This is a genomic window from Pseudomonas sp. B7 (assembly GCF_016735645.1).
Taxonomy (GTDB): domain Bacteria; phylum Pseudomonadota; class Gammaproteobacteria; order Pseudomonadales; family Pseudomonadaceae; genus Aquipseudomonas; species Aquipseudomonas glycinae.
Genome location: NZ_JAERRE010000005.1, coordinates 276,347 through 299,925, shown reverse-complemented (window position 1 = coordinate 299,925; position 23,579 = coordinate 276,347). Strand labels below are relative to the sequence as shown.

The window sequence follows — 23,579 nt, the reverse complement described above, 5'->3', positions numbered from 1 at the left end:
TTGGGGCAAAAGTGTCCGTTCCTGAAACACTCCTGCGGGTGCAAAGTGCCCGTCTCAGCGCCCTTCATCCCTTTGTCATGCGACTTGTTACGCAACTGAAACACCTGCGCGCAAACCCTTGTTCCAGAGCTTTGCAATGGCATTAAGGGGTTGCGAAGACAATGACTTGTTTCAACGATGAAACAGCTTTTGTATCAGGCCTGCACTCGTCAAACCCAACGCATTGAAATTTAAAGATATTTCAAAAGCGGCACAGCTTTCGCTCTCTCCTTCACAACGCTGAACAGGCTCAGCCCACTGAAGAAGGAATTGCCGTCGTGGGGAATATCAATAAAGCCTTCACCTGCCTTCTGCTGATCGGATCAGCTGCCAGCACTTTCCTCAGTTTCAACGTTCAGGCCGAAGGCAATGGCGTGATCGTACTCAATCGTGATGTCCAGCCGATCCCGATCGGCCGAAGCGGCGGCAAAGACCCGTACCCCACCACCGTCAATGCCAATCCTTCGGGCCGCATCGATCAAGCGATGACCAGCACCGAACTCAATGACGGTGAATTTGCCAGTGTAGCCAGCGGATCCTCGATTCGCGGAAGTATCACCACCCCGACTTCGAACATCCCCGGCATGAACACTGTGACCAATCCGAATGGCTTGCCTGGTATGGGAGGCGGTCACGGCGGCGGTGCCGGTGGCTCGATCTCCAATACCGTCAACCGTGCCATGAGCTCCGGTCTTGCCCCTCTGACTCGCATGGCTGGAGGCCAATAAATGAACCACTCTCTGCTCCTGCTCGCCCTCCTCGGCTGCACCAGCGCAATGGCTGACCCGAGTTCCGTGAACAACGCGAACATTCAGGAAACCGGCATCCAGTACCGCGGCAACTACAACGTCAACCAGGCGGCCGGCGACCAGATGCAACAAACCAACACCAAAGCGATCGCCATCGGCACCAGTGCCAGCGCGACCACCAGTGTCATTCAGCACATCAATACGCCCGCCGACCGTACGGGCAATGCCAGCGCCAACATCGGCGGCAACTCTTTCACTAACGGCAACGGGATCCTGGGCGTGAACCAGGGTGCCGGGGCCAACAACCAGATGGCCAACGTGACGCGCGTCAGCATCAGTGCTGCCCCGCAGAGCGTTGACGATAGCGCCCTTTCCCAACAGAACGTGGCGTTGTTACCGAGCTCAGGAGCAACTGGCACCCCCGGCAGTCGCCAGGTCACGACGAGTGATCAGGCCTTCACCGGCAGTCGCGGGGTAATCCAGGTGAACCAGAGTGCCGGGGTGGGGAACCGAATGGCTAACACCCTGAGCATCCGGGTCGCTGACTGACCCAAACAAGAAGCAGTGCAATTAGAAAGTACCAACACTTAACCAACTAATAAGCACGACGGAGAAACACCATGAAACCTACAATGGCCCTCAAACCACTGGTTTTCGCACTCGCAGCAGTGATGGCAATCGCAGCACAGGCAGGCGGTCGTGATGATAATCACGGTCATGGTAACGGGCATGGCAACCATGAACCAAAAGGCCCAACCCTGGAACAACTGCTGCAAATCGGCGCTGGCGCCGGCGCTGCAGTGCTCGACACTCAAAACAGCGATGGCAACCTGGTTGGCAACCAAGGCACCAAAAATGATGCCAACGTCAACAACTCTGCCAATGGCACCAACGGCAACGTTGGCATGAACAACACCGCCGGCGATGGCAACCAGCAAGACAACGCCGCCGCTCTGGCCACTGCCGACGAAAGCTTCATCTTCGGCTCTGCGGTGTCTGTTTCCAGCGCAACTCAGGTCAACAACAACAACGCTGTTGCAAACTACTCCACCACCAACAACGCCAACCTCAACAACGTGGGTAACGGCGGTTCCGGCAACATTGGCGTGAACAACAGTGCCGGCAACTTCAACCAACAGAAAAACAACCTGGCAATTGCTGTATCGGGTGGTCGTGTAGCTAACGCTGCTGCTGCTGCGAACCAAAGCTCCACTGGCCTGACTGTGGCCAACAACGGCACTCAAACCTACAAAAAAGATACCCTCACCGGTACTTTCGCCGGGGCTGGCGCGTTCTACGCGAAGGGCACTGCAAAAATCGAAGACGACGATCACGGTCATGGCGGATATGGCAATAACGACAGAGGCCATGGTGGCGACAAAGATCAAAAAGCCAAATTCGAAGCAGTGGGCGTATTCGGCCTGGCAGGTGTGACCACTCAACAAGTGATGACCCCTGATGGCTGGAAAAACCCTGTGACCAACAACGCTTCCATCTCCAATGTTGGTAACAACTTCTCGGGTAACGCTGGTTACAACAACGCCGCTGGTGTTGGCAACCAACAAAGCAACTCGCTGTCCATCGCCGCAGGTTGCAAAGCCTGCATGTAATCGCGATCGAAACGAAAGCCCCGGAAACGGGGCTTTTCCTCAGTCCGCAAAGGCGTATCGATCATGCGTAAGACTGCCCTTCTCGCTCTGCTTTGCTTCTGTGGCCTGACCCAAGCTGCCCAGATGCCCGTTGCTGCCTTGCCGGGCGGCACGCTTGTCTACAAGAACGTGCAAAGCATCCGTGAGCGCAAGTTTGCCGACATCGTCGAACAGAAAACCGACTTCAGCTGCGGCGCCGCCGCACTGGCGACGGTATTGCGCCAGGCCTATTGGCTCGACGTCGATGAAGAGCACATCATCAAAGGCATGCTGGTCAACGCTGACCAGGACCTTGTCCGTACTCAAGGTTTCTCCATGCTGGACATGAAGCGCTACATAGAAAGCATCGGCATGCGCGCCAGGGGCTACAAGATTCCCCGAGAAAAACTCGACGCAGTCACGATCCCGGTGGTGGTACTGATGGAAATTCGCGGCTACAAGCATTTCGTGGTGATGCAGCGGGCGGACAAGGATTGGGTTTACATCGGAGACCCGGTTTTAGGACACAAACGCTACTCCCATGATGACTTTGTCAAAGGTTGGAACGGCATTGTCTTTGCCATCGTCGGCCCCGGATACGACAAGACCAATGCATTACGCAGTCCTCCGACACCGCTGACGGCCAAAAACAAGCTGGATGGATTCAACCCGGTCAAAGATGCTGAATTGATGGACTTCGGGTTCATACAGAGCGACTTCTTTTAATCGCCGATTACAAGAGTGGGGCTGGATGTCCCGGGAGCAGCAGATGAAAACCTCATACTGGCTGGCCGCCGCCTGCCTGGCAGCGAGCGCGTCAGGCTATGCCAATGCAGGATTCAAACCCATCGAAATCAAGGACCAGGAGCTCGCCGAGCTACGCGGTCGCTATGTCATGCCGGGCCGGATCATCAGCTTCGGTGTCGTCATGAGCAGTACCTGGCGCAATGCCAGTGGAGATCTGATCGGGGCATCGGCCACCATGCAATTGCAGGCCGCTTCGGTAAAACCTGAATTCTACGTCTCGACCATCAAGGAACACGGCAACGGCAGTACCCCGGAACTGGGCACTGGCGCGGTCATTGGTGGAGCGGGACTCAACTCCAGCCAGGGCGTAACGCAGAGTGTGCGCGCCGCTGGCGATGGCAACGCCGCCTACAACAACGTTGCGATCAACGTCAAAGAAGCCAGTCAGGCACCCGCACTGATGCCCGCACAGGGCCAGGCCTTGATGGCCGGCCAGACCATTACCGGCAGCAACGGCGCCGGCAGCGTCGCGGTTTCGGCCACAGGCGGCGGTGTACAAATGGCCATTCAGGCCTCCGGCAATCAGGGTACCGCCTTGCAACAGGTCGCCCAGGGCGGACTGCTGCAAAACACCCGCTTGCTCGGTAACGCAAACGTAGTCAACAACCTGACACAACTCAACGTTGTCCTGAACAATAACGGCAGAAGTGCCGGCGCACTGGACTGCAACCTGACTCAACTCGGGGCGCTACGCAATATCGGATATTGAACTACGCTGAGTCTCGATCATTGGGCTTAAAGGGACGGCTTATTCATGTATCGATCAGTATCACTGCGTGCTGCTGTATGTTTGAGTACTCTTCTACCCGCGGCGATGCTGCAAGCAGCACCCGACGCCGACGTAGAAGCCCTGAGACAGGAACTTCTGGAGCTGAAGCAACGATACGAAGTACAACAGAAAGCCCTGGCGGTGCTCGAACAACGGGTCCGCCAGGTTGAAGAACAGCCCGCCTCACCACCCCCAAAACGCCTGGCCAAATCGCCTTCGGACATGAAAGGCAACCGGGTGGCTGCAGGGACCGGGGCTGCAGCAGCGTCGGGGGGCGCCGCCGGGGGCAGCGGTGCATCCTATGGCCAGTCGCTGGCCGACGATTCGCAACCGGCACAGAGCGTGTCCAACCTGTATGACGAAGCCAGCGGCTTCTTTGGCGGCGGCAAGTTCAGCTTTGAAACCGGCGTGACCTATTCGCGCTACGACACCCGCCAACTGATCCTCAACGGTTTCCTCGCCCTGGACTCGATTTTTCTGGGCAACATCAACCTCGACCGGATCAAGGCCGATACCTGGACGCTGGACCTGACGGGCCGCTATAACTTCGACAACCGCTGGCAATTCGACCTGAACGTGCCGGTCGTGTATCGCGAATCGACCTATCAGTCCGGCGGCGGCAACGGCGGTGCATCCAACGTCACCACCGAACAGGACGTCAGCCGCGACCCGACTCTCGGCGACGTCAACTTCGGCATTGCGTATAAGTTCCTGGACGAGTCGGTCAACACTCCGGATGCCGTGGTTTCCTTGCGGGTCAAGGCGCCAACCGGCAAGGACCCGTTCGGGATCAAGCTGCGCCAGACCGATGCCAACTCGAACCTGTTCGTGCCTGACACCTTGCCTACCGGCAACGGCGTATGGTCGATCACCCCGGGCATCTCGCTGGTCAAGACGTTTGACCCTGCCGTGTTGTTCGGCAGTTTGTCCTACACCCATAACTTCGAGGAGTCGTTCGACGACATCAGTTCGACCGTCAACCAGAAAAACCCGGGCAAGGTTCGCATCGGCGACAGCTTCCAGATTGGTGCGGGCGTTGCCTTCGCACTGAACGAGAAGATGAGTATGTCGTTCTCAGTGTCTGACCTGGTACAACGCAAGAGCAAGCTGAAACAGGATGGCGGGGATTGGGAATCGGTGGTGTCCAGCGACGCCAACGCCGGTTACTTCAACGTCGGCATGACCATCGCGGCCACCGACAACCTGACCATTGTGCCCAACCTGTCCATCGGCATGACGGACGATGCCCCGGACTTCTCCTTCAGCCTGAAATTCCCGTATTACTTCTAAACCGCAACAGCATGAAAAGGCCCGCTGCGACTTGCATCGCAGCGGGCCTTTTCAGCTTCCTGGACTCAGAAAGCGCCGCGCCCTAGCGGATCTGGTGCTTGTGCAGCAAACGATAGAAAGTCGGTCGGGAAACCCCCAGCACTTTGGCGGCAACGCTGAGATTGTCGCTGTGCCGGTTCAACACATCGCACAACGCCTGGCGTTCGGCGCGGGTCTTGTAGTCTTCCAGGGTGCCCATCGGTGCCGCGATCGACTGCTGGCTGATCAGCCCCAGGTCACGCGCTTCGATTTGCCGCCCTTCGGCCAGCACCAGGCCTCGACGCACCCGGTTGGCCAGTTCGCGGACATTGCCCGGCCAGTCGTGTTTGCCCATGGCGATCAGCGCGTCTTCACTGAAGCTGCGCGGACGACGGCCGGTTTCATGGCTGTAGAAATGGGAAAAGTGGTTGGCCAGCATCGACAGATCGCCGTGGCGCTCGCGTAACGGCGCGGTTACCACCTGCAGGACGTTAAGACGGTAGTACAAGTCCTCGCGGAAGCGCTTTTTCGCGATCGCGGCCTCAAGATCGACGTGAGTCGCCGCCAATACCCGCACATCCACCGGAATCGGTTGACTGCCGCCGACCCGTTCAATGTGTTTTTCCTGGAGAAAACGCAACAGATTGGCTTGCAGCTCCAACGGCAGATCACCGATTTCATCGAGAAACAAAGTGCCGCCATTGGCTGCTTCGATACGCCCGACCTTGCGTTGATGAGCGCCGGTAAACGCACCTTTCTCATGGCCGAACAATTCGGACTGGATCAAATGCTCGGGAATCGCACCGCAGTTGATCGCCACAAACGGTTTGCTGTGGCGTTGCGACTGCCGGTGCAGGGTGCGGGCGACCAGTTCCTTGCCGGTACCGCTTTCGCCGCGGATCAAAACCGGCGACTCGGTGGGGGCCAGTTTACTCAGCAACTTGCGCAGCTCGCGGATCGGTTTGCTGTCGCCCAGCAGTTCATGTTCCGGCTGATCGACGTGAATTGTGCCCTGACCGCGCAACCGCGCCATGCCGAACGCCCTTCCGAGGGTGACCTGCACCCGCGACACGTCGAACGGCAAGGTATGGAAATCGAAAAACCACTCGCAAACGAAATCGCCGACGTTCTGCAAGCGCAGCACTTCCTGATTCAGCACGGCGATCCACTCGGTGCCACTGCGGCTGATCAGCTCTTTGACGGCTTCGGGACGTTCCAGGTGAAAAGGCTGTAATCGCAACAGGCCGACATCGCAGCTTCGGTCGGCGGCATTTTCCAGGCTGCAACTGTCGACGTCCCAACCCACGGCACGTAAACCCGGCAACAATCGGTGACAGTCGTCGCACGGGTCGACGACCAATAAACGTCTTAATGCAGGCGCTTCGCTCATGACTGTTCCTTGGCGCCAAATTTTAGGAAATGATCGTAAAAACAGTCATTTGGCAAACCTGACTGTTACATTAGCAAGAATTTGACGGCGTCTTGTATCGATTGCTTATAGGCGTGCAAGTGAAGCAGTTATAAGAACGCGCTTTATTAGTTAGCTATCGACTTGATTCTTTCGCCAGGCTTTCAAAATCTGTCTGAATATTGAGTGTATGAAAGAAAGTCGAAATTTCTTCAGATTCTGTGTGACCTGTCAGCGGGTTGCGTGCATCAGTACAAGTAACTCGCCGAACGGTAAGCCCAACCGACGGCACATCACTTGATTGGGCACTATAGAGAGAAGACCCCATGACCGCCCCGCTCCGTATCAACGAAGCTCTTTTGATTGCCAACCGCGCATTTGAACCTTTTCAATGCGTCGCCTGGGCCCCACAAGACGGCAATGGCGAACTGAGCCTGACCGTTATCGACCGCACCAACTCCCACATCGGTCGCACCCAGATCCCAAGCAGCGCCTACTCCGATCCGGCGCAACTTGAACACCTGTTGCAACAAGCCCGCGCCGAACTGAGCGAAGAAGGCTACGCGTTGCAATCCTGGTCGATGCCACACTGATATTTGCGGGTAATGCGGATGACGCTCAAGTCATCCGCCCTCTTCTGTTAGTTGCGAATCTTTTTCCAACTTCAGTCTTTTTGTACAACTTTCCTCAATACTTTCGCGCCTGAATGCTTGGCAGGCTTGCGACTGGTTCAAAAAGACACTGTTCTGGCACAGTGCGACCCTCCACCTGTTAGTTATGTCAGTTGTACTTGCGCGTATTCAGGGATTGAATGTTCCGCTCATGCAGTTACCCGTTTCGCCTCCCGGAAATCGGTCGACTTGCAAGGAGAAGCATGCATGTCATCCCAGATCGCCATAGCGCTGCCGACGCTTGCGAATAACGCCGGACAACTCGACAAGACCTTTTCGAGCAACGGTGTTGCGCAGGTCTATTTCGCCGGCAGTACGTCCAGCCTGATCCAGAGCGTGACGCTCGACGCGCAGGGCAGGATCTTGGTCGCCGCCAAGGTGGGCACTGCTCAAGGCAGTTGTTTCGGTCTGGCCCGTCTGCTTGAGGACGGCTCGGCGGATCTGGGGTTCGGCTTTCAAGGCAGCGTGATAGGCCGGTTCGCTGCCGGTTTCGAAGCCACCGGCGGCAAGGTTCAAGTCTTGCCCGACGGGCGGATTCTGCTGGCGGGCCTGCACTACGAATCAGAACATCGCACCCTGCCCGCCCTGGCGATGTTCGATGTTCAGGGCCGAACTGACCGGGATTTCGGTGACAACGGTCGACAGATTGTCCGTCTGCCCGGCGACCTGTCCATGGGCACCCGCGATGCCTGGCTCCCGCCAGGCGTTCCGGGCGCCGAAGCCTGCGATTTCGCGGTGCAGCCGGACGGGCATATCCTGCTGATCGCCAACCATCACTTCGAACTGGCCGACCACGTCGGCATGCTGATCCGCCTCAAACCCGATGGCAGCCTCGACCCGTCCTTCAACGGTCGCGGGTTCGTCATGGTCCGTCACTTGCTGCTCAATACCTGGCTCGGTGGCTTGCTGTTGCAAGACGATGGACGCATCGTAGTGGCCGGTTCCATCGACTTCCCTCAGGAAGGCCTGCTCGCCCGCTACCTGCCGGACGGGCGGCTCGATGAACGTTTTGCGGTGGACGGTTTCATGGCCTTCAAGGCCCAGGGGCACAGCACCCTGGTCAACCAGGTCATCGAATCAGCGGAGCATTTGCATTGTTTTGGCAGCAGCCGCGATCCGATTCGATGCATGGCGCTGTGTGTCCATGGCAACGGCCGCCCAGACCTGCACTGCAACGGTGGTCAGCCGCATCTTCTGGAAATCGGCCCCAGCGGCTGCCAGTGGAGCGCAGCGCAGGTGATGCCGGACGGTCGCACCCTCGCGGTCGGCGCGACCATCGGCGGGGTTGAAGCCGACTTCATCGTCGCCCGCTATCTGGCCAACGGCAGCCTTGATCGAAGCTTCGGTTCCGGTAATGGCTGGTTACGCACACGGCTGGGGCGCAGCCTCGATACCGCCACTTCGCTGGCGATCCAGCCGGGGGGCGAGATTCTGGTGGGCGGTTATTCGCTGGATGGCAACTACCGCGCAGTAGTCGCGCGTTATCTGAATCATTGATGCGAACCTTCCTACACTTGATCTTGCCCATGGCTTACGGCAACTTGCGCGCTTCTTAATACAAGGAGCAACCGATGTCCGGTTCGATGGCCCAAGCGTTCGCGCACAACTTTCTCGGGCATTCGCCCCGCTGGTACAAGGCGTGCATCGTCGGGTTTCTGATGCTCAACGCGCTGGTGCTGTGGAGCGTCGGTCCGGTCGCCGCTGGCTGGTTGCTGGTGATCGAGTTCATTTTCACCCTGGCCATGGCGCTCAAGTGCTACCCCCTGATGCCCGGCGGTTTGCTGCTGATCGAAGCGCTGCTGCTGAAAATGACCACGCCCCAGGCGCTGTATGAAGAGCTGCAGCACAATTTCCCGGTGATTCTGCTGCTGATGTTCATGGTCGCCGGCATCTACTTCATGAAAGACCTGCTGCTGTTCCTGTTCTCGCGCCTGTTGCTGGGCGTGCGTTCGAAGGCGCTGCTGGCCCTGATGTTCTGCTTTCTGTCGGCATTTCTTTCGGCGTTTCTCGACGCACTGACCGTAACCGCAGTGATCATCAGCGCCGCCGTGGGCTTCTATTCGGTTTATCACCGGGTGGCCTCCGGCAACGATCCACGCCAGGACAGCGAATTCAGCGATGACCAGCATCTGCCTCAACTGCATCACGAGGACCTGGAGCAGTTTCGCGCCTTCCTGCGCAGCCTGTTGATGCACGGCGCTGTCGGCACTGCATTGGGTGGCGTCTGCACCCTGGTGGGTGAGCCACAAAACCTGCTGATTGGTCACGAGATGGGCTGGCACTTCGCCGAGTTTTTCCTGAAGGTCGCGCCGGTGTCGCTGCCGGTTCTGGTTGCGGGACTGGTGACCTGCCTGCTGCTGGAGAAATTGCGCTGGTTCGGTTACGGCACGCTGCTGCCGGACAACGTACGTGCCGTGCTGGCCAACTACGCCGCCGAAGACAACGCCGAGCGCACCCCGCGTCAACGCGCCGCCCTGCTGGTGCAAGGCTGCGCTGCGCTGATCCTGATCGCCGGGCTGGCGTTCCATATCGCGGAAGTCGGCTTGATCGGACTGATGGTGATTGTGTTGATCACTGCGTTCACCGGGATCACCGACGAGCACCGACTGGGCAGCGTATTCAAGGACGCGATGCCGTTCACCGCGTTGTTGGTGGTGTTCTTCGCCGTGGTCGCGGTGATTCACGACCAGCGACTGTTTGCACCACTGATCCAGTGGGTCCTGGCACTGCCGGCCGACCAGCAACCGGGGATGCTGTTCATCGCTAACGGCCTGCTGTCGGCGATCAGTGACAACGTGTTCGTTGCCACGATCTATATCACTGAAGTAAAACAGGCTTTCCTGTCCGGACACATGAGCCGCGAGCACTTCGAGACGCTGGCGATTGCGATCAACACCGGCACCAATCTGCCGAGCGTGGCGACGCCCAATGGTCAGGCGGCGTTTCTGTTTCTGCTGACGTCGGCGATTGCGCCGCTGGTACGGTTGTCCTACGGGCGGATGGTGTGGATGGCGTTGCCTTACACTGTGGTGATGGGTTTGCTCGGCTGGTATGCCGTGAGCTACTGGCTGTAAAAACGACAACGGGAGCCCTGAGGCTCCCGTTTTTTTATGCATGAATCAGCGCGGCAAAATGTATTTCTCGATGGCCTGCGCCACCCCGTCCTCAGTGTTCGGCCCGGTGACTACATCGGCCTGACGCTTCACCGCGTCCTCGGCCTGTCCCATGGCAATCGCCAAACCGGCGACATGAAACATCGCCGGATCATTGCCACCATCGCCAATCGCCGCCGTCCGCGCCAGCGGCACGCCCAGATGTTCAGCCAGCGTCACCAGCGCCGAGCCCTTGTTGGCCTCCAGCGCCGTCACGTCCAGGTACACCGGTTGCGAGCGCGACACCTGTGCCATGCCTTCGACCTTCGGCAGCAACCGCGCCTCCAGCTCGATCAACAGATCAGTGTTGTTGCTGGTCGCCACAATCTTGTCGATGCGCTCCAGATACGGCTCGAAGCTCTCCACCACCACCGGCGGATAACCGAGCCCATGCTGCTCACGTGGCACCATCGGTCCTTGCGGATCCTTGAGCAACCAGTCGCCGCCGCTGAACACCCAGATTTCGACCTCCGGCTGATCGGCGAACAGTGCCAGTGCGGTCAACGCTGCCGTGGCCGGCAGGTAATGCGCGACCAGAATGCTGCCGTCCGGATTGACGATCGTGCCGCCATTGAACGCCGCCGTCGGCAGATCGACGCCCAGGGCTTCGATTTGTTGCAGCATCGCTTTGGGCGGCCGCCCCGTGGCGAGACTGAACAACACGCCCGCTTCGCGCAGCGAACGAACCGCGTCGATAGTGCGCTGACTCAGGCTGTGATCGGGCAACAACAGCGTGCCGTCCATGTCGCTCAACAGAAAACGGATCGGCTCACTCATCCGAGACCATGCCAGACGCGACCATCGCGAGTCAGCAGATCATCGGCGGCTTTCGGCCCGTCTTCGCCGGCGGCGTAACCCTGCACGCTCGCGTCCTGTTGCCAGGCGTCGAGGAACGGCTGTACCGCGCGCCAGCCGTTCTCGATGTTGTCGGCGCGCTGGAACAGCGTCTGGTCGCCGGTCAGGCAGTCATAGATCAGGGTTTCGTAGCCGGTGGACGGCTGCATTTCGAAGAAGTCCTTGTAGGCGAAGCCCAGCTCGATATTGGCCATGTTCAGCGCAGGCCCCGGCCGTTTGGCCAGCAGGTCGAACCACATGCCTTCGTTGGGCTGGATCTGGATACGCAGGTAGGTCGGCTGCAATTCGTCGACCTCGGTATCGCGGAACTGCGCATACGGCGCCGGTTTGAAGCAGATGACGATCTCGGTGTCGCGCACGCTCATACGCTTGCCGGTGCGCAGGTAGAACGGCACGCCGACCCAGCGCCAGTTGTCGATCATCACTTTCAGCGCCACGTAGGTTTCCGTGGTGCTGTCGGGCGAGACGTTGTTCTCATCGCGATAACCGGACACCGGTTTGCCGGCGACTTCACCGGCGCTGTATTGACCGCGCACCGAGTTTTCCCGTGCTTCCTCGGTGGTCCAGGGCCGGATCGCACCGACGACCTTGGCCTTCTCGCCCCGCACCGCATCGGCGCCGAACGCCGCTGGCGGTTCCATCGCGACCATGGCCAGCAACTGGAAAAGGTGATTGGGCACCATGTCCCGCAGGGCGCCGGTGTGTTCGTAAAAACTGCCACGGGTTTCGACGCCGACGGTTTCGGCAGCGGTGATCTGCACGTGGTCGATGTAGTGGTTGTTCCAGAACGCTTCGAACAGGCTGTTGGAGAACCGGCTGACCAGAATGTTCTGCACGGTTTCCTTGCCCAGATAGTGATCGATCCGGTAGATCTGCTTTTCCGACATGACCTTGAGCAGGCAGGCGTTCAACGCCTCGGCGGTCTGCAGGTCGGAGCCGAACGGTTTTTCGATCACCACCCTTCTGAAGGCTTCCGGGGTTTCTTCGAGCAATCCGGCGCTGCCGAGACGGCGCACCACTTCGCTGAAGAAACGTGGCGCGGTGGCCAGGTAGAACACCGCATTGCCAGTGCCGCTGTCGGCGATTTTCGCCGCCAGGGCTGAATAAGTGCTGTCGTCCAGGAAATCGCCCTGGACGTAGCTGATGCCTTTGGCGAGTTTGGCCCACAAGGCCGGATCAAGCATCTGATCGCCCTTGCCGACCTTGGCTGCCACCTCGGTGCGGATGAAGTCTTCAAGCTTTTGCGCGAAGGCTTCATCGGTGATGGCGTTGTGGTCAACGCCGACGATCCGCAGGCCATCATCCAGCAGGCCGTCGCGACTCAGGTTGTACAGCGCCGGCATGAGCAGGCGCTTGACCAGATCACCGTGGGCGCCGAACAGAAACAGCGTGGTCGGTGGCGCGGGTTCTGCCTTGGATTTCCTGCGGATCGTATGGGTCATTTCTTCGGTGTCTCCACGTGGCCGCCGAAGCCGAAGCGCTGGGCCGAAAGAATCTTGTCGCCGAAAGTGCCCTGGCCGCGAGAGCGGTAGCGCGAGAACAGCGAGTTGGACAGCACCGGTACCGGCACCTTCTGTTCCATGGCCGCTTCGATGGTCCATTGACCTTCGCCGCTGTCAGCCACGGAGCCGGAGAAACCGTCGAGTTTCGGGTCGACCGCCAGGGCATCGGCGGTCAGGTCGAGCAGCCAGGACGACACCACGCTGCCACGACGCCAGACTTCGGCGATGTCGGCCACGTTCAGGTCGAAACGCTGGTCCTGCGGCAAAAACTCGCTGGACTTGGTCTTGAGGATGTCGAAGCCTTCGGCGAAGGCCGCCATCATGCCGTACTCGATCCCGTTGTGGATCATCTTGACGAAGTGACCGGCACCGGCGGGACCGGCGTGGATGTAGCCGTGCTCGGCGCGGTGGTCATCGGACTTGCGGTCCCTGGTGCGCGGGATGTCGCCCATGCCCGGCGCCAGCGAGGCGAACAGCGGGTCCAGACGCTTAACGGTCTCGGCATCGCCGCCGATCATCATGCAGTAACCGCGCTCCAGGCCCCAGACGCCGCCGGAGGTGCCGACGTCGATGTAGTGCAGGCCTTTCTCGGCCAGGGTCTTGGCCCGACGGATGTCGTCCTTGTAGTTGGTGTTGCCGCCATCGATGATGGTGTCGCCCGCCTCGAGCAGATGGCTCAGGGTTTCGATGGTGTCTTCAGTCGGTGCGCCGGCCGGCAGCATGACCCACACCGCACGCGGTTTGGCCAGGCCTGCGACCAGTGCAGGCAGGTCGGCGACGCCGGTAGAGCCCTCGGCGGCCAGGGTATCGACAAAGGCGGTATTGCGGTCGTAAACAACGGTGGTGTGACCGTTGAGCATCAGACGTCGCGCAATATTGCCGCCCATGCGGCCCAGTCCAATAATCCCGAGTTGCATGTGCTGATGCTCCTTACTACAAATAAAAGTGTGTCAAAGGTATAGCCCAACGGGACTAATGGAGGTTAGTCCAGAGCGTCGGGTTGAAGTTTCCGTGCATTGTGCCCGATCCAGACTGATAACGTCTGGAAACGTGCCGAAGACACAACGACCATGAAAAATAAAAAAGTTCCATTCACGAGCAAAAGAAATCAAAATCGGCGCCGATAGCAGGTCAAGGCCCGAAACCGGGGCTGATCTGCAGTTGAGACACGCCATTTGCGAGGTGAGCAATGGGCACAGTACACACAGCAATGCCGCCACAAACCCTCTACGTCAGCATCCGTCGCGATGAATTGCGGCAGTTGAAAGATGAACGCGATCAGCTCAAGCAGGAACTCGCGCAATTGCGCCTGCTGACCCAGGGCGCCGAGCCACAGCCTCTGCCGCGCGTACAGCGCTCGCCCCACGCCTGATCTCCCCCGCCCGCTTCGGGAGCGGCCATCGCCGTTCCCGACATGCTGCACCTCTGGCCCTTTTCGGCAACTAACAAAGTTTTCACATCCGCTTGTTGATACTCCGGCGCATTCTGGCCGTGCGTGTGTGCACGGCCTCCGTTCGTCGGGTTCATGCGCCGGTTGCATGAAGCGCCCGGCGGTGGATGTGACGACTGAGCTGGAGTGCTGAATGGCGGTGTTCAAACGCAGCAAAACGACTGCGACAGGTTTCGACTGGGCCGGTTTCATCTGGCTGTTCGTGTTCTTCTGGTACTTCTCCGGTATCACCCAACTGCTGATCCAGTTGACGGGCACCTCAGGGTTCACCGGGTTCCGCCAGGCTTTCGTGATGAGCGCCGTGTGGCTCGCGCCGATGCTGCTGTTCCCCAAACGCACCCGACTGCTCGCCGCGCTGATCGGCGTGGTGCTGTGGGCCTGCTCGATGGCCAGCCTGGGTTACTTCTTCATCTACCAGCAGGAATTTTCCCAGAGCGTGATTTTCATCATGTTCGAGTCGAACGTGTCCGAAGCCGGCGAGTACATGACCCAGTACTTTGCCTGGTGGATGGTCCCGGCGTTCCTCGCGCACACCGCATTCGCGTATTTCCTGTGGACCCGCCTGCGTCCGGTCTACCTGCCCCGTGGCCGGGCATTTGTTGCCGCCATGGCGATTCTGGTGGCCGTGATCGGTTATCCGCTGGTCAAGCAGACCATGCGTACCGGCAGCTTCGCCCAAGGCTTCGAGAAATTCGAAACCCGCATCGAGCCGGCCGTACCGTGGCAGATGGCCGTGGCTTATCACCGCTATCAGGAAACCCTGGCCGACATGCAGGGCATGCTGCACAGCGCGAGCAAGATCCCACCGCTGAAAAACCTCAAGGACTCGGGCGCCAACCAGCCGGCGACTCTGGTGCTGGTCATCGGCGAATCCACCAACCGCCAGCGCATGAGCCTCTACGGTTACCCGCGTAAAACCACGCCGGAACTGGACAAGCTCAAGGATCAGTTGGCGGTCTTCGACAACGTCATCACCCCGCGCCCGTACACCATCGAAGCGCTGCAGCAGGTGCTGACCTTCGCCGACGAAGAGAACCCGGACCTGTACCTGTCCACGCCGTCGCTGGTCAGCATGATGAAACAGGCCGGCTACAAGACGTTCTGGATCACCAACCAGCAGACCATGACCAAGCGCAACACCATGCTCACGACGTTCTCCGAACAGGCCGACGAGCAGGTGTACCTGAACAACAACCGCAACCAGAACGCCGCGCAGTACGACGGCGACGTGATCGAGCCCTTCAACAAGGCCCTGGCCGATGCGGCGCCGCGCAAGTTGATCGTCGTGCATCTGCTCGGTACACACATGAGCTACCAGTACCGTTATCCGCCGAGCTTCGACAAGTTCCAGGATCGCAACGGCGTTCCGGCCGGTGTGCGTGACGATCAGGTGCCGACCTACAACAGCTACGACAACGCGGTGCTGTACAACGATTTCGTGGTCTCGAGCCTGATCAAGGACTACGCCAAATCCGATCCGAACGGCTTCTTGTTGTACCTCTCCGACCACGGTGAAGACGTGTTCGACTCGGTGGGCCACGGCACTCTGGGTCGCAACGAAAACAAGCCGACAGCGCCGATGTACACCATTCCGTTCATGGCCTGGGCCTCGCCAAAATGGCGTGAAACCCATGACTGGAGCTTCGCCGGGGATCTGAGCCGCCCTTACAGCAGCTCGCACCTGATCCACACCTGGGCGGATCTGGCCGGTTTGAGTTTCGATGAACTGGATCGCAGCAAGAGCCTGGTCAGCGACAGCTTCAAGCCGCGTCCGCTGTTGATCGGCAATCCTTACGAACGCGAACAGCGGGCCCTGATCGACTTCAGCCTGATGAAGCCGAAAAAACCCGCCGCCACAGAAGTGGTGCTGCAGCAGTAACGAGAAGGGCCGGAAACGGCCCTTTTTTTCGTCTGACTGAAACACCTTCAAATAATAATATTTCTCGTTTGGTACTAAATCGCCCTCTTCACCTTCGTCTTTGAACAAACGGAATTTTTCCCTCAAAGACAAGGAGTCGGCTGCGATGTTCGCGCCCATCACCCGTTCCATGACCCTCACCCTGGGCCTGTGCAGCGTTGCATTGAGCCCGGATCTGCTGGCTGAAACCGACACAGAAAAACAGTTACCCCCCGCTACACCGGCGCTGGAACTGGCCTCCACGAACATCACCGCCCAAGGCCTGGGCAGCACCACTGAAAACACCCACGCCTACACCACCGGTGCCATGAGCACGGCAACGCGGTTGAACCTGTCGTTCAAGGAAACCCCGCAGTCAGTGTCTGTGGTCACTCGTCAGCAGATGGATGATTTCAAGCTCGGTACATTGACCCAGGCCATGAGCCAGACCACCGGCGTCGTGGTGCAGCATTACGACTCGGATCGGGTCAACTATTCATCCCGTGGCTACTCGATCAACAACTTTCAGATTGACGGGATGCTCAACACTTTCAGCCGAATGAAGTCCGATTCCGACACGATCATCTACGACCGGATCGAAGTGGTTCGGGGCGCCACCGGCCTGACCACCGGCGCAGGTGATCCTTCTGCCACCATCAACATGGTGCGCAAACGCCCCACCGCGCAGTTGCAGGCGCTGGCCGGCGTCAGCGGCGGCAGTTATGACGATTACTACAGTTACGTGGACGTGGGTGGTCCGCTTGCCTTCGATGGCCGTTTGCGCGGCCGCAGCGTGCTGGCCTATCGCGACAGCCAATCGATTCGCGACCACTACGCGCTGCAACGGGAAGTCGGGTACGGCATCCTCGAGGCCGATCTGACAGAGTCGACCGTGCTGGCTGTCGGCTACGACTACCAGGACAAGCAAGTACAAGGCAGCTCCTGGGGCACTGTGCCGTACTGGAACGCCGACGGTGGCAAGGCGCGCCTCGGCCGCTCGACCAACATGGCGACGTCGTGGAGCTCTTGGCCGATCAAGGACAAGACAGCGTTCGCCACCCTCGATCAGGCGCTGGCGGGCGGCTGGCACCTGAAAGCGGCCTACACCCATCGCCAGAGCGATACCGACGGCAAGGTCTACTACGGCGGAACCGGTTTCCCCGCGGACGACCGCAGCGGGATGGCAGCCTACATGTCGCATATGATCGGCACGCAGAAGATGAAGACTTACGACTTCAACGTGTCGGGCCCCTATGCGCTGTTCGGTCGCGAACACGAAATGATGTTCGGATATGGCGAAGCCGAGCGCAGCGAGCGCTCCCCTTATACGATCGACGGCCCGGTGCCGCCGGGTTACGGACGGATCCGCGACTGGAAATACATGGGCGATATCGCCAGATTCCCCGACACCGTCACAGGCTTGACCGGCTCCACCTCCAGCACCCGCCAGAAAGCCGGTTACCTGGCCACACGCCTGAGTTTCACCGACGACTTGCACGCGGTACTCGGCAGCCGTTACGGCAGCTGGAAAGCGTCAAAAGCCGACAATACGTTTGACGACAAGCTGCAAGTGAGCGCTGTCGACGCGAGCCGCCAGCAACACAACGACATGTGGACGCCGTACGCGGGAGTGCTCTACGACCTGACGCCCGAGTACACCGTGTACGCCAGCTACACCGACATTTTCAACCCTCAGGATTACCGCGATGCCAATCGCAAATTCCTTGAGCCGGTCGTCGGCAGCAACTATGAAATAGGCCTCAAGGGCAGCCTGCTCGACGAGCGCCTGAACCTGGCCACGGCCGTGTTCTGGAGCAAACAGGACAATGTCGCCGAAGTTGATGATTCGGTACTACCGGATCCGGTCACCGGTGAGGAGTTCTACAAGTCGGGCGGCAAAGGCAACAAGGTCAACGGTTTCGAAGCCGAGGTTTCGGGTGAAATCCTGGATGGCTGGAACATGACCGCCGGCTACACCTACACCCACTCGGCCAACGGCGAGAAACAACGCAGCAACACCAACCAGCCATTGAACATGTTGCGCCTCTCCACGGCCTATCGCCTGCCCGGCAACTGGAATGCCCTGACCGTGGGCGGCGCCGTGAACTGGCAGAGCGACGTCTATGGCAATTCCAATCGCCCGGTCGGGCGCGGTGCCAATGGGCGGGTCATCACCGAACGGACCCGGATCAGTCAGGGCGCTTACTCCGTGGTCAAGCTGATGTCGCGCTACGAGTTCGACAAACACCTGTCGGCGTCCCTCAACGTCGACAACCTGTTCGACAAGAAGTATTACGACAACGTCGGCTTCTACAACGGCGTGTTCTGGGGCGATCCTCGAACCGTGACGCTGGGCCTCGACTGGAAACTCTGACGCCCTTCCCTTGCGATCTGCACGCGTCATTCACGCGTGCAGCGCTTGTCCGATACGCCGTGGAAACACCCGGTAAACCCTAAACTGAACGAGCGTTAACCTCTTGTTAATGCCCTCGACGGACACTGCGCCCCGAGGACCAGATTCATGGACGAACGGCTCCAACATTTTTCGTAGGAGGCACCATGAAAACCACGACTGCAATCCTTGCCGGTCTACTCACATTGGCATCCGCCAGCGCATTCGCCGAAGGCGGCGCCGAGCGCATGAGACATTACTGGGCCAATTTCCCGGTTCATTCCGCACAGAGCCAACAGGCTGAAGCGAAGACCCACGAACTCAAGGTTCCGGACGACCAGACCGCTCAGGTCACCGAGTCCTATCGCCCTTGAGCGAACGCTTTACCGATGGACCTGCGATGGCACCGCTCTGGCCCCGCAGATGACAGTTGGGCGCCCTGTTCGGGCGCCTTTTTTTATGCCTGCAGCTCCTTGATCCAGAACAGCATGCGCCCGTGACTCGGGTCGAACATGCCCGGCGCGAAGCCGAATTTGGCATAGGAATTTTGCGCCACGGCGTTGCCCTCAAGCACTTCCAGAGTGATCTTGCAGCAACCACGCTGACGGGCAATGTCCTCGACCTTGCGCAGCATTTTCTGACTCAGCCCCAGGCCGCGAAACTTCGTCACCACTGACACGTCATGCACGTTGACCAGAGGTTTGCAGGCAAACGTGGAAAACCCTTCAAAACAGTTCACCAGCCCCGCCGGCTCGCCACCGACAAACGCCAGGACGCTGAACGCGTGGGGCCGCTTGGCCAGTTCGGCGGGCAATTGCTGCAACAGTTCGGGGGCAATGGGATGGCCGCCACCCATCGGGTCTTCGGCGTAATGATTGAGCACCACACCGATGGCCTCGGCATGCACCGGGTTGGTGTAACTGGCTTGAAGCACAAGAATTTCTGCGGAATCCATTTCCTTCCTCGATCGCACGGGGCCCCGGCGCGTTTGATACGCACTGATAGGCTCGGCGACCTTAGCGCGAGGCAGGCCCCGGCGACAACCCGGCGTTTTCAGTGCCCCCAGACAAGCTCTTCGGTCCAGCCCAGTTCGGCGAAATCCTCGGCTCGCAGACCGGACTCGCCGACACAGAAAAACTCGTCCAGTTGAGGTGGCTTCACCGAGGTGCCGCTGAGCATGGCGTGGACCTGGCCACGATGGTGAATCTGATGTTCGAACAGGTGCGAGATCATCCGCAGACGACTGTCGTGCTGTGGCGTGTCGCGGGCGATGGTGACAATGCGCCCCAGATCGGCATCGCGCAGTTGCTCGCAGTAGGCGATCAGTCGACGGTCGACATGGGCCTGCTCACGGCGCAAGGCCTGCACCTCGGTGAAGGGCTCGTCAGCGTTGAAGAACACATAGCAATCGGGATGCGGTTCGTCACCGCGCAACTCACGTTCCAGCGCGTCGACGTAGAACCAGTCGCAGGTGAGGATGTGATTGAGGGTCAGGCGGATGCTCGGGAAGAAACTGACCCGTGGCGCCGCCAGCTCCGCGTCATCAAGCTGGCTCCAGGCCTTGGCCAGTCGATGGTTGGCCCAGGCATTCTGATAGGCCATGGTCAGCAAATGGTGGGACAGTGGCTGAGTCATGTCGCGCCCTCCGTGTTTCAGCTCTCGGCAAAGCGTTGCAGCTGCATCTCCTGCAAGCGGCTGAGGGTCCGGCGGAACGGGAATTCCAGATAGCCCTCGGTATACAGCGCGTCCATCGGCACTTCGGCCTCGATGTACAGCGGCACTTTCCGGTCGTAGCACTCGTCGACCAGTGCGATGAAGCGGCGCACACCGTCGTCGTGCACCGACAACTGCGGCAATTCCCGATCGCCGGCCACCACCCGTTCCGCCCCGTCCTCGGTGCCACGGGCAATCCGCCCTTCGCGTTTTTTCGCACTGAGGTTCGGCACCTCGCTCAACAGGATAGCCCGGTAGGTGTCGCACAGCGCGATGAAATCCATGGCGGCGAAGGGTTGCTCGCACAGGTCGGCGTAACGGCACCACAGCACCGAATCGCTGGCCTGCACCACGCTCAAGGCGCGGTAACCCACCGGCACCGGTTCGGCACTGACGGTTTGCCCGGCGGCCAACGCGTCGAACACCTGGCTCAACGCGCTACCCTGCTCCGGCAGAGCGACCCAGTAACGCTGCTCGATGGCGCCGGGATGCAAGCGATGATCTTCCGCGCCATTCACCGCGACCACTTGCATGTGCTGCTTGATCTCGGTGATTGCCGGCAGGAAACGGTCGCGGTTGAAGCCGTCGGCATACAACTGATCCGGCGGCAGGTTGGAGGTGCAGACCACCACCACACCTTCCTCGAACATCACCTGAAACAGGCGCCCGAGAATGATCGCGTCACCGATGTCATTGACGAACAGCTCATCGAAACACAGCACCCGCACCTCGGCCGCCAGCTCACGAGCCAGCGCCCGCAATGGATCGGCGATCCCGGTCAACTGAAAGGAACGCTGGTGCACCCAGCCCATGAAGTGATGAAAGTGTTGCCGCCGCGCCGGCACCCGCAGGCTCTGATGAAACTGATCCATCAGCCAGGTCTTGCCGCGCCCGACCGGGCCCCACAGGTAAACGCCAGTGACCGAACGGGCACCGGCGTGCAGGGCTTCATGGCATTTTTGCAAGGCCCAAACCGCGTGTTCCTGGGCTTCATCCTGGATGAAGCCCTTGTGGTCGACGGCGTACTGCCAGGCGCTCAAGGGGGAGTCGAAAGTCATGCGCGGCAGTATGCCACGACGGCTACAGGGAAATATCCAGCCGAGCGATTTTGCCCTGTTCGTTGAGCCGGAACGTGTAGCGCAACTCCAGCGGGCTGCCGGGGAACGTTCCGGAGATCAGCCCTTGCACCAGCACCTTGCCGGTGCGCTGCTGGACGCCCAGCACTTCGACCCGCGGCTGATAACGCTGGGCGGTGTCTCGCATCCAGTTGGCAATGGCCTGCGGGCCGACCTGATGATGGCCTTCATCGAACACGTGGGCATCCTCGGCAAAAAAACTGCCGACCCGGGACGTATCGCGAGCATTGGCGGCGTTGATGTATTCAACGATGGCCGGGGCGAGGATCGAGGTGGGGTGGAACATGATTACAGCTCCTTTTTTCGGGTTCTGTCGCCATCCTAGAACAGCCCTGCGTCAATTCCTGTCAGGAGTGAAACGGCCGTTTTCGTCCAGTTGCATCAGCCGCTGCCAGGTGCGCAACAGGTCGCTGCGCCGCCCCGGATAGCGCTCGCCCTGGAGACTGGCGGCGGCAATCCGGTCGGTGCGAAAGGTGCGATAGGCGCCGCGCAACTCGCACCACGCGACGATGATCCGCACCTCGTTGAGAAAGCCCAGCGCCAGCGGCCAGATCAAGCGCTGGCTCTGCACCTGCTGCGCATCGGCGTAATCGATGTGCAGCTTGGCCTGATCGCGGATCGCATGGCGGAACACATTCAACGGCACCGCGTTTTGCGGAAAGCCGTAGCCCGGCGGCCCGGGCATGACGGTTGGATTGCGCAGCGCCTCCTGGGCCTGGGGGTCCAGCACGGCAGCGATTTTCGCCAGCGCGTCGGCGGCGGCTTTGCTCAGCACCTCGTCGCCACGCTGATCAACATAACGCAGGCCCAGCACGATGGCTTCGGTCTCGTCGGCGTTGAGCATCAGCGGCGGTAGAAACAGGCCGCTGCGCAGCACATACCCGATGCCCGCCTCGCCATGGATCGGCGCACCGAGTGCGGTCAGTTCGGCGATGTCGCGATAGAGGGTACGCTCGGAAATTTCCAGCTCGGAGGCCAGCGTCGCGGCGGTCACCGGGCGCTTCTTGCCACGCAGCACTTGCAGCAGGGTCAACAGGCGAGTGGTTCGCGACACGGTGTGAGGCTCCGGAGAAAAATTTGCCGGAGCTTAGCAGAGCCTGGTGTCAGAAATTGTCAGGAGCTTCCACCAGGCTCGGAGGGGATCACGCGTCGACTTTGTGCCGGGCCGCGTACAGGCAAAGCATCTCCATGGCCAGCGTCGCCGCCGCCAGCGACGTCACGTCCGCGTGGTCGTAAGCCGGGGCCACTTCCACTACGTCCATGCCCACCAGGTTGATCCCGCGCAAGCCGCCAAGGATCTCCAGCGCCTGCACCGTGCTCAACCCGCCGCACACCGGGGTCCCGGTGCCCGGTGCGAAAGCCGGATCGAGGCAATCGATGTCGAACGTCAGGTACACCGGGTTATCCCCGACCCGCGCACGAATCGCCTCGATGATCGCCTCGCATCCACACCGATGCACCTGCCGCGCGTCCAGCACCTGAAAGCCCTGATGATCGTCATTGGTGGTGCGCAAGCCGATCTGCACCGAACGCGCCGGATCCACCAGCCCTTCCCGCGCCGCGTGCCAGAACATGGTGCCGTGATCGACCCGCTTGCCACCCTCGTCCGGCCAGGTATCGCTGTGCGCATCGAAGTGGATCAGCGACAGCGTGCCGTGCTTGCGTGCATGGGCCTTGAGCAGCGGATAGCTGATGAAATGGTCGCCGCCAAAGGTGAGCATGGCGCTGCCGGAGCTGAGAATATGCTCGGCGTGGGCCTCGATGCTGTCCGGGATGGTGTGCGGCGAGCCGTAATCGAAGTCGCAATCGCCGTAGTCGATCACCGCCAGATGATCGAACGGGTCGAACGCCCATGGCCAGTGCCGTTCCCAGGCAATCCCGGTGGACGCCGCACGAATCCCGCGCGGCCCGAAACGGGCGCCCGGACGGTTGCTGGTGGCGGTGTCGAACGGCACACCGCTGACCGCCACGTCCGCGCCGCGCAGGTCGCGGCTGTAGCGCCGGCGCATGAAACTGGTGATCCCGGCGTAGGTGCTTTCAGCAGCGGTGCCAAAAAGGCTGTCACGGGTCAGGGCCTGATCGTTTTGCATGGGCACGTCCATT

General features: G+C 60.0%; 23 protein-coding genes. 13 read left to right on the top strand and 10 right to left on the bottom strand.

Annotated elements, in window-relative coordinates:
- The first annotated feature begins 317 nt into the window (after positions 1 to 317).
- From JKA62_RS14405 to JKA62_RS14380, 6 genes are all read left to right on the top strand, one after another.
- A complete protein-coding gene (locus tag JKA62_RS14405; RefSeq protein ID WP_011334013.1) occupies positions 318 to 767 on the top strand; it encodes a hypothetical protein in 450 nt (149 codons plus the stop codon).
- Positions 768 to 1,337 carry a hypothetical protein gene (locus tag JKA62_RS14400; protein ID WP_011334012.1) on the top strand — a complete coding sequence of 190 codons (570 nt, stop codon included), beginning with the start codon at positions 768 to 770 and terminating at the stop codon, positions 1,335 to 1,337.
- Between the two features lie 71 nt (positions 1,338 to 1,408).
- Positions 1,409 to 2,398, top strand: coding sequence for a hypothetical protein (locus JKA62_RS14395; protein WP_011334011.1), 990 nt, complete (start codon positions 1,409 to 1,411; stop codon positions 2,396 to 2,398).
- Positions 2,399 to 2,461: 63 nt separating this feature from the next.
- Entirely contained in the window at positions 2,462 to 3,142 is a 681-nt protein-coding gene (locus tag JKA62_RS14390) for a C39 family peptidase (RefSeq protein ID WP_108561817.1), read from the top strand.
- A 43-nt stretch (positions 3,143 to 3,185) separates the two neighbouring features.
- Entirely contained in the window at positions 3,186 to 3,932 is a 747-nt protein-coding gene (locus JKA62_RS14385; protein WP_201818352.1) for a hypothetical protein, read from the top strand.
- A 45-nt stretch (positions 3,933 to 3,977) separates the two neighbouring features.
- Positions 3,978 to 5,282, top strand: coding sequence for a hypothetical protein (locus tag JKA62_RS14380; RefSeq protein ID WP_201818351.1), 1,305 nt, complete (start codon positions 3,978 to 3,980; stop codon positions 5,280 to 5,282).
- Positions 5,283 to 5,364: 82 nt separating this feature from the next.
- On the opposite strand, the gene JKA62_RS14375 is transcribed toward JKA62_RS14380, so the two are convergent.
- Positions 5,365 to 6,690: a sigma-54 dependent transcriptional regulator gene (locus tag JKA62_RS14375; protein ID WP_201818350.1), complete on the bottom strand. Its 1,326-nt coding sequence runs from the start codon at positions 6,688 to 6,690 to the stop codon at positions 5,365 to 5,367.
- A gap of 344 nt (positions 6,691 to 7,034) precedes the next feature.
- Here JKA62_RS14375 and JKA62_RS14370 point away from each other — a divergent pair, with 344 nt between their 5' ends.
- From JKA62_RS14370 to nhaB, 3 genes are all read left to right on the top strand, one after another.
- Positions 7,035 to 7,301: a hypothetical protein gene (locus JKA62_RS14370; RefSeq protein WP_011334006.1), complete on the top strand. Its 267-nt coding sequence runs from the start codon at positions 7,035 to 7,037 to the stop codon at positions 7,299 to 7,301.
- 285 nt (positions 7,302 to 7,586) lie between these two features.
- Complete coding sequence (locus JKA62_RS14365; protein WP_201818349.1) at positions 7,587 to 8,876, top strand: hypothetical protein; 1,290 nt, start codon at positions 7,587 to 7,589, stop codon at positions 8,874 to 8,876.
- Positions 8,877 to 8,950: 74 nt separating this feature from the next.
- A complete protein-coding gene (nhaB, locus tag JKA62_RS14360; RefSeq protein ID WP_201818347.1) occupies positions 8,951 to 10,453 on the top strand; it encodes a sodium/proton antiporter NhaB in 1,503 nt (500 codons plus the stop codon).
- A 45-nt stretch (positions 10,454 to 10,498) separates the two neighbouring features.
- Here the strand turns inward: nhaB and JKA62_RS14355 are convergent, their stop codons facing one another.
- The 3 genes from JKA62_RS14355 to gnd are packed head-to-tail and all read right to left on the bottom strand — an operon-like array spanning position 10,499 to position 13,805.
- Entirely contained in the window at positions 10,499 to 11,308 is an 810-nt protein-coding gene (locus JKA62_RS14355) for an HAD family hydrolase (RefSeq protein WP_201818340.1), read from the bottom strand.
- Positions 11,305 to 12,828, bottom strand: a complete 1,524-nt coding sequence (gene zwf, locus JKA62_RS14350) for a glucose-6-phosphate dehydrogenase (RefSeq protein WP_201818338.1) — start codon at positions 12,826 to 12,828, stop codon at positions 11,305 to 11,307. The genes JKA62_RS14355 and zwf overlap by 4 nt, the downstream gene beginning before the upstream one ends.
- Positions 12,825 to 13,805 carry a phosphogluconate dehydrogenase (NAD(+)-dependent, decarboxylating) gene (gene gnd / locus JKA62_RS14345; RefSeq protein ID WP_085654068.1) on the bottom strand — a complete coding sequence of 327 codons (981 nt, stop codon included), beginning with the start codon at positions 13,803 to 13,805 and terminating at the stop codon, positions 12,825 to 12,827. Before gnd ends, zwf begins: the two co-directional genes overlap by 4 nt.
- Positions 13,806 to 14,077: 272 nt before the next feature.
- On the opposite strand from gnd, the gene JKA62_RS14340 reads away from it, so the two are divergent.
- The 4 genes from JKA62_RS14340 to JKA62_RS14325 all read left to right on the top strand — a co-directional run bounded on the left by JKA62_RS14340 (position 14,078) and on the right by JKA62_RS14325 (position 19,001).
- Entirely contained in the window at positions 14,078 to 14,260 is a 183-nt protein-coding gene (locus tag JKA62_RS14340; protein WP_011334000.1) for a DUF6026 family protein, read from the top strand.
- Positions 14,261 to 14,471: 211 nt separating this feature from the next.
- Positions 14,472 to 16,217: a phosphoethanolamine transferase CptA gene (locus JKA62_RS14335; RefSeq protein ID WP_201818336.1), complete on the top strand. Its 1,746-nt coding sequence runs from the start codon at positions 14,472 to 14,474 to the stop codon at positions 16,215 to 16,217.
- 145 nt (positions 16,218 to 16,362) lie between these two features.
- Positions 16,363 to 18,609 carry a TonB-dependent siderophore receptor gene (locus JKA62_RS14330; protein WP_201818334.1) on the top strand — a complete coding sequence of 749 codons (2,247 nt, stop codon included), beginning with the start codon at positions 16,363 to 16,365 and terminating at the stop codon, positions 18,607 to 18,609.
- Positions 18,610 to 18,794: 185 nt separating this feature from the next.
- Positions 18,795 to 19,001 (top strand): hypothetical protein, encoded by a 207-nt coding sequence (locus JKA62_RS14325; protein ID WP_201818332.1) that lies wholly within the window; start codon positions 18,795 to 18,797, stop codon positions 18,999 to 19,001.
- A gap of 83 nt (positions 19,002 to 19,084) precedes the next feature.
- Here JKA62_RS14325 and JKA62_RS14320 read toward each other — a convergent pair whose 3' ends face one another.
- The 6 genes from JKA62_RS14320 to speB form a co-directional block, all read right to left on the bottom strand.
- Positions 19,085 to 19,582, bottom strand: coding sequence for a GNAT family N-acetyltransferase (locus JKA62_RS14320; protein WP_197868189.1), 498 nt, complete (start codon positions 19,580 to 19,582; stop codon positions 19,085 to 19,087).
- A gap of 98 nt (positions 19,583 to 19,680) precedes the next feature.
- Positions 19,681 to 20,262: a DinB family protein gene (locus JKA62_RS14315; RefSeq protein ID WP_201818330.1), complete on the bottom strand. Its 582-nt coding sequence runs from the start codon at positions 20,260 to 20,262 to the stop codon at positions 19,681 to 19,683.
- A 17-nt stretch (positions 20,263 to 20,279) separates the two neighbouring features.
- Entirely contained in the window at positions 20,280 to 21,398 is a 1,119-nt protein-coding gene (gene zapE / locus JKA62_RS14310; RefSeq protein WP_011333994.1) for a cell division protein ZapE, read from the bottom strand.
- A 22-nt stretch (positions 21,399 to 21,420) separates the two neighbouring features.
- Positions 21,421 to 21,762 carry a nuclear transport factor 2 family protein gene (locus tag JKA62_RS14305; RefSeq protein WP_201818328.1) on the bottom strand — a complete coding sequence of 114 codons (342 nt, stop codon included), beginning with the start codon at positions 21,760 to 21,762 and terminating at the stop codon, positions 21,421 to 21,423.
- Between the two features lie 51 nt (positions 21,763 to 21,813).
- Positions 21,814 to 22,530 carry a helix-turn-helix transcriptional regulator gene (locus JKA62_RS14300; protein WP_064381780.1) on the bottom strand — a complete coding sequence of 239 codons (717 nt, stop codon included), beginning with the start codon at positions 22,528 to 22,530 and terminating at the stop codon, positions 21,814 to 21,816.
- An 88-nt stretch (positions 22,531 to 22,618) separates the two neighbouring features.
- Complete coding sequence (gene speB / locus JKA62_RS14295) at positions 22,619 to 23,578, bottom strand: agmatinase (RefSeq protein ID WP_011333992.1); 960 nt, start codon at positions 23,576 to 23,578, stop codon at positions 22,619 to 22,621.
- Between the last annotated feature and the right edge of the window lies 1 nt (position 23,579).

Bases quoted from the DNA above. Each gene is read 5' to 3' on its own strand.
- JKA62_RS14400 (WP_011334012.1), top strand. From the start codon at position 768: ATGAACCACTCTCTGCTCCTGCTCGCCCTCCTCGGCTGCACCAGCGCA.
- JKA62_RS14395 (WP_011334011.1), top strand. From the start codon at position 1,409: ATGAAACCTACAATGGCCCTCAAACCACTGGTTTTCGCACTCGCAGCA.
- JKA62_RS14390 (WP_108561817.1), top strand. From the start codon at position 2,462: ATGCGTAAGACTGCCCTTCTCGCTCTGCTTTGCTTCTGTGGCCTGACC.
- JKA62_RS14385 (WP_201818352.1), top strand. From the start codon at position 3,186: ATGAAAACCTCATACTGGCTGGCCGCCGCCTGCCTGGCAGCGAGCGCG.
- JKA62_RS14380 (WP_201818351.1), top strand. From the start codon at position 3,978: ATGTATCGATCAGTATCACTGCGTGCTGCTGTATGTTTGAGTACTCTT.
- JKA62_RS14375 (WP_201818350.1), bottom strand. From the start codon at position 6,690: ATGAGCGAAGCGCCTGCATTAAGACGTTTATTGGTCGTCGACCCGTGC.
- JKA62_RS14370 (WP_011334006.1), top strand. From the start codon at position 7,035: ATGACCGCCCCGCTCCGTATCAACGAAGCTCTTTTGATTGCCAACCGC.
- JKA62_RS14365 (WP_201818349.1), top strand. From the start codon at position 7,587: ATGTCATCCCAGATCGCCATAGCGCTGCCGACGCTTGCGAATAACGCC.
- nhaB (WP_201818347.1), top strand. From the start codon at position 8,951: ATGTCCGGTTCGATGGCCCAAGCGTTCGCGCACAACTTTCTCGGGCAT.
- JKA62_RS14355 (WP_201818340.1), bottom strand. From the start codon at position 11,308: ATGAGTGAGCCGATCCGTTTTCTGTTGAGCGACATGGACGGCACGCTG.
- zwf (WP_201818338.1), bottom strand. From the start codon at position 12,828: ATGACCCATACGATCCGCAGGAAATCCAAGGCAGAACCCGCGCCACCG.
- gnd (WP_085654068.1), bottom strand. From the start codon at position 13,805: ATGCAACTCGGGATTATTGGACTGGGCCGCATGGGCGGCAATATTGCG.
- JKA62_RS14340 (WP_011334000.1), top strand. From the start codon at position 14,078: ATGGGCACAGTACACACAGCAATGCCGCCACAAACCCTCTACGTCAGC.
- JKA62_RS14335 (WP_201818336.1), top strand. From the start codon at position 14,472: ATGGCGGTGTTCAAACGCAGCAAAACGACTGCGACAGGTTTCGACTGG.
- JKA62_RS14330 (WP_201818334.1), top strand. From the start codon at position 16,363: ATGTTCGCGCCCATCACCCGTTCCATGACCCTCACCCTGGGCCTGTGC.
- JKA62_RS14325 (WP_201818332.1), top strand. From the start codon at position 18,795: ATGAAAACCACGACTGCAATCCTTGCCGGTCTACTCACATTGGCATCC.
- JKA62_RS14320 (WP_197868189.1), bottom strand. From the start codon at position 19,582: ATGGATTCCGCAGAAATTCTTGTGCTTCAAGCCAGTTACACCAACCCG.
- JKA62_RS14315 (WP_201818330.1), bottom strand. From the start codon at position 20,262: ATGACTCAGCCACTGTCCCACCATTTGCTGACCATGGCCTATCAGAAT.
- zapE (WP_011333994.1), bottom strand. From the start codon at position 21,398: ATGACTTTCGACTCCCCCTTGAGCGCCTGGCAGTACGCCGTCGACCAC.
- JKA62_RS14305 (WP_201818328.1), bottom strand. From the start codon at position 21,762: ATGTTCCACCCCACCTCGATCCTCGCCCCGGCCATCGTTGAATACATC.
- speB (WP_011333992.1), bottom strand. From the start codon at position 23,578: ATGGACGTGCCCATGCAAAACGATCAGGCCCTGACCCGTGACAGCCTT.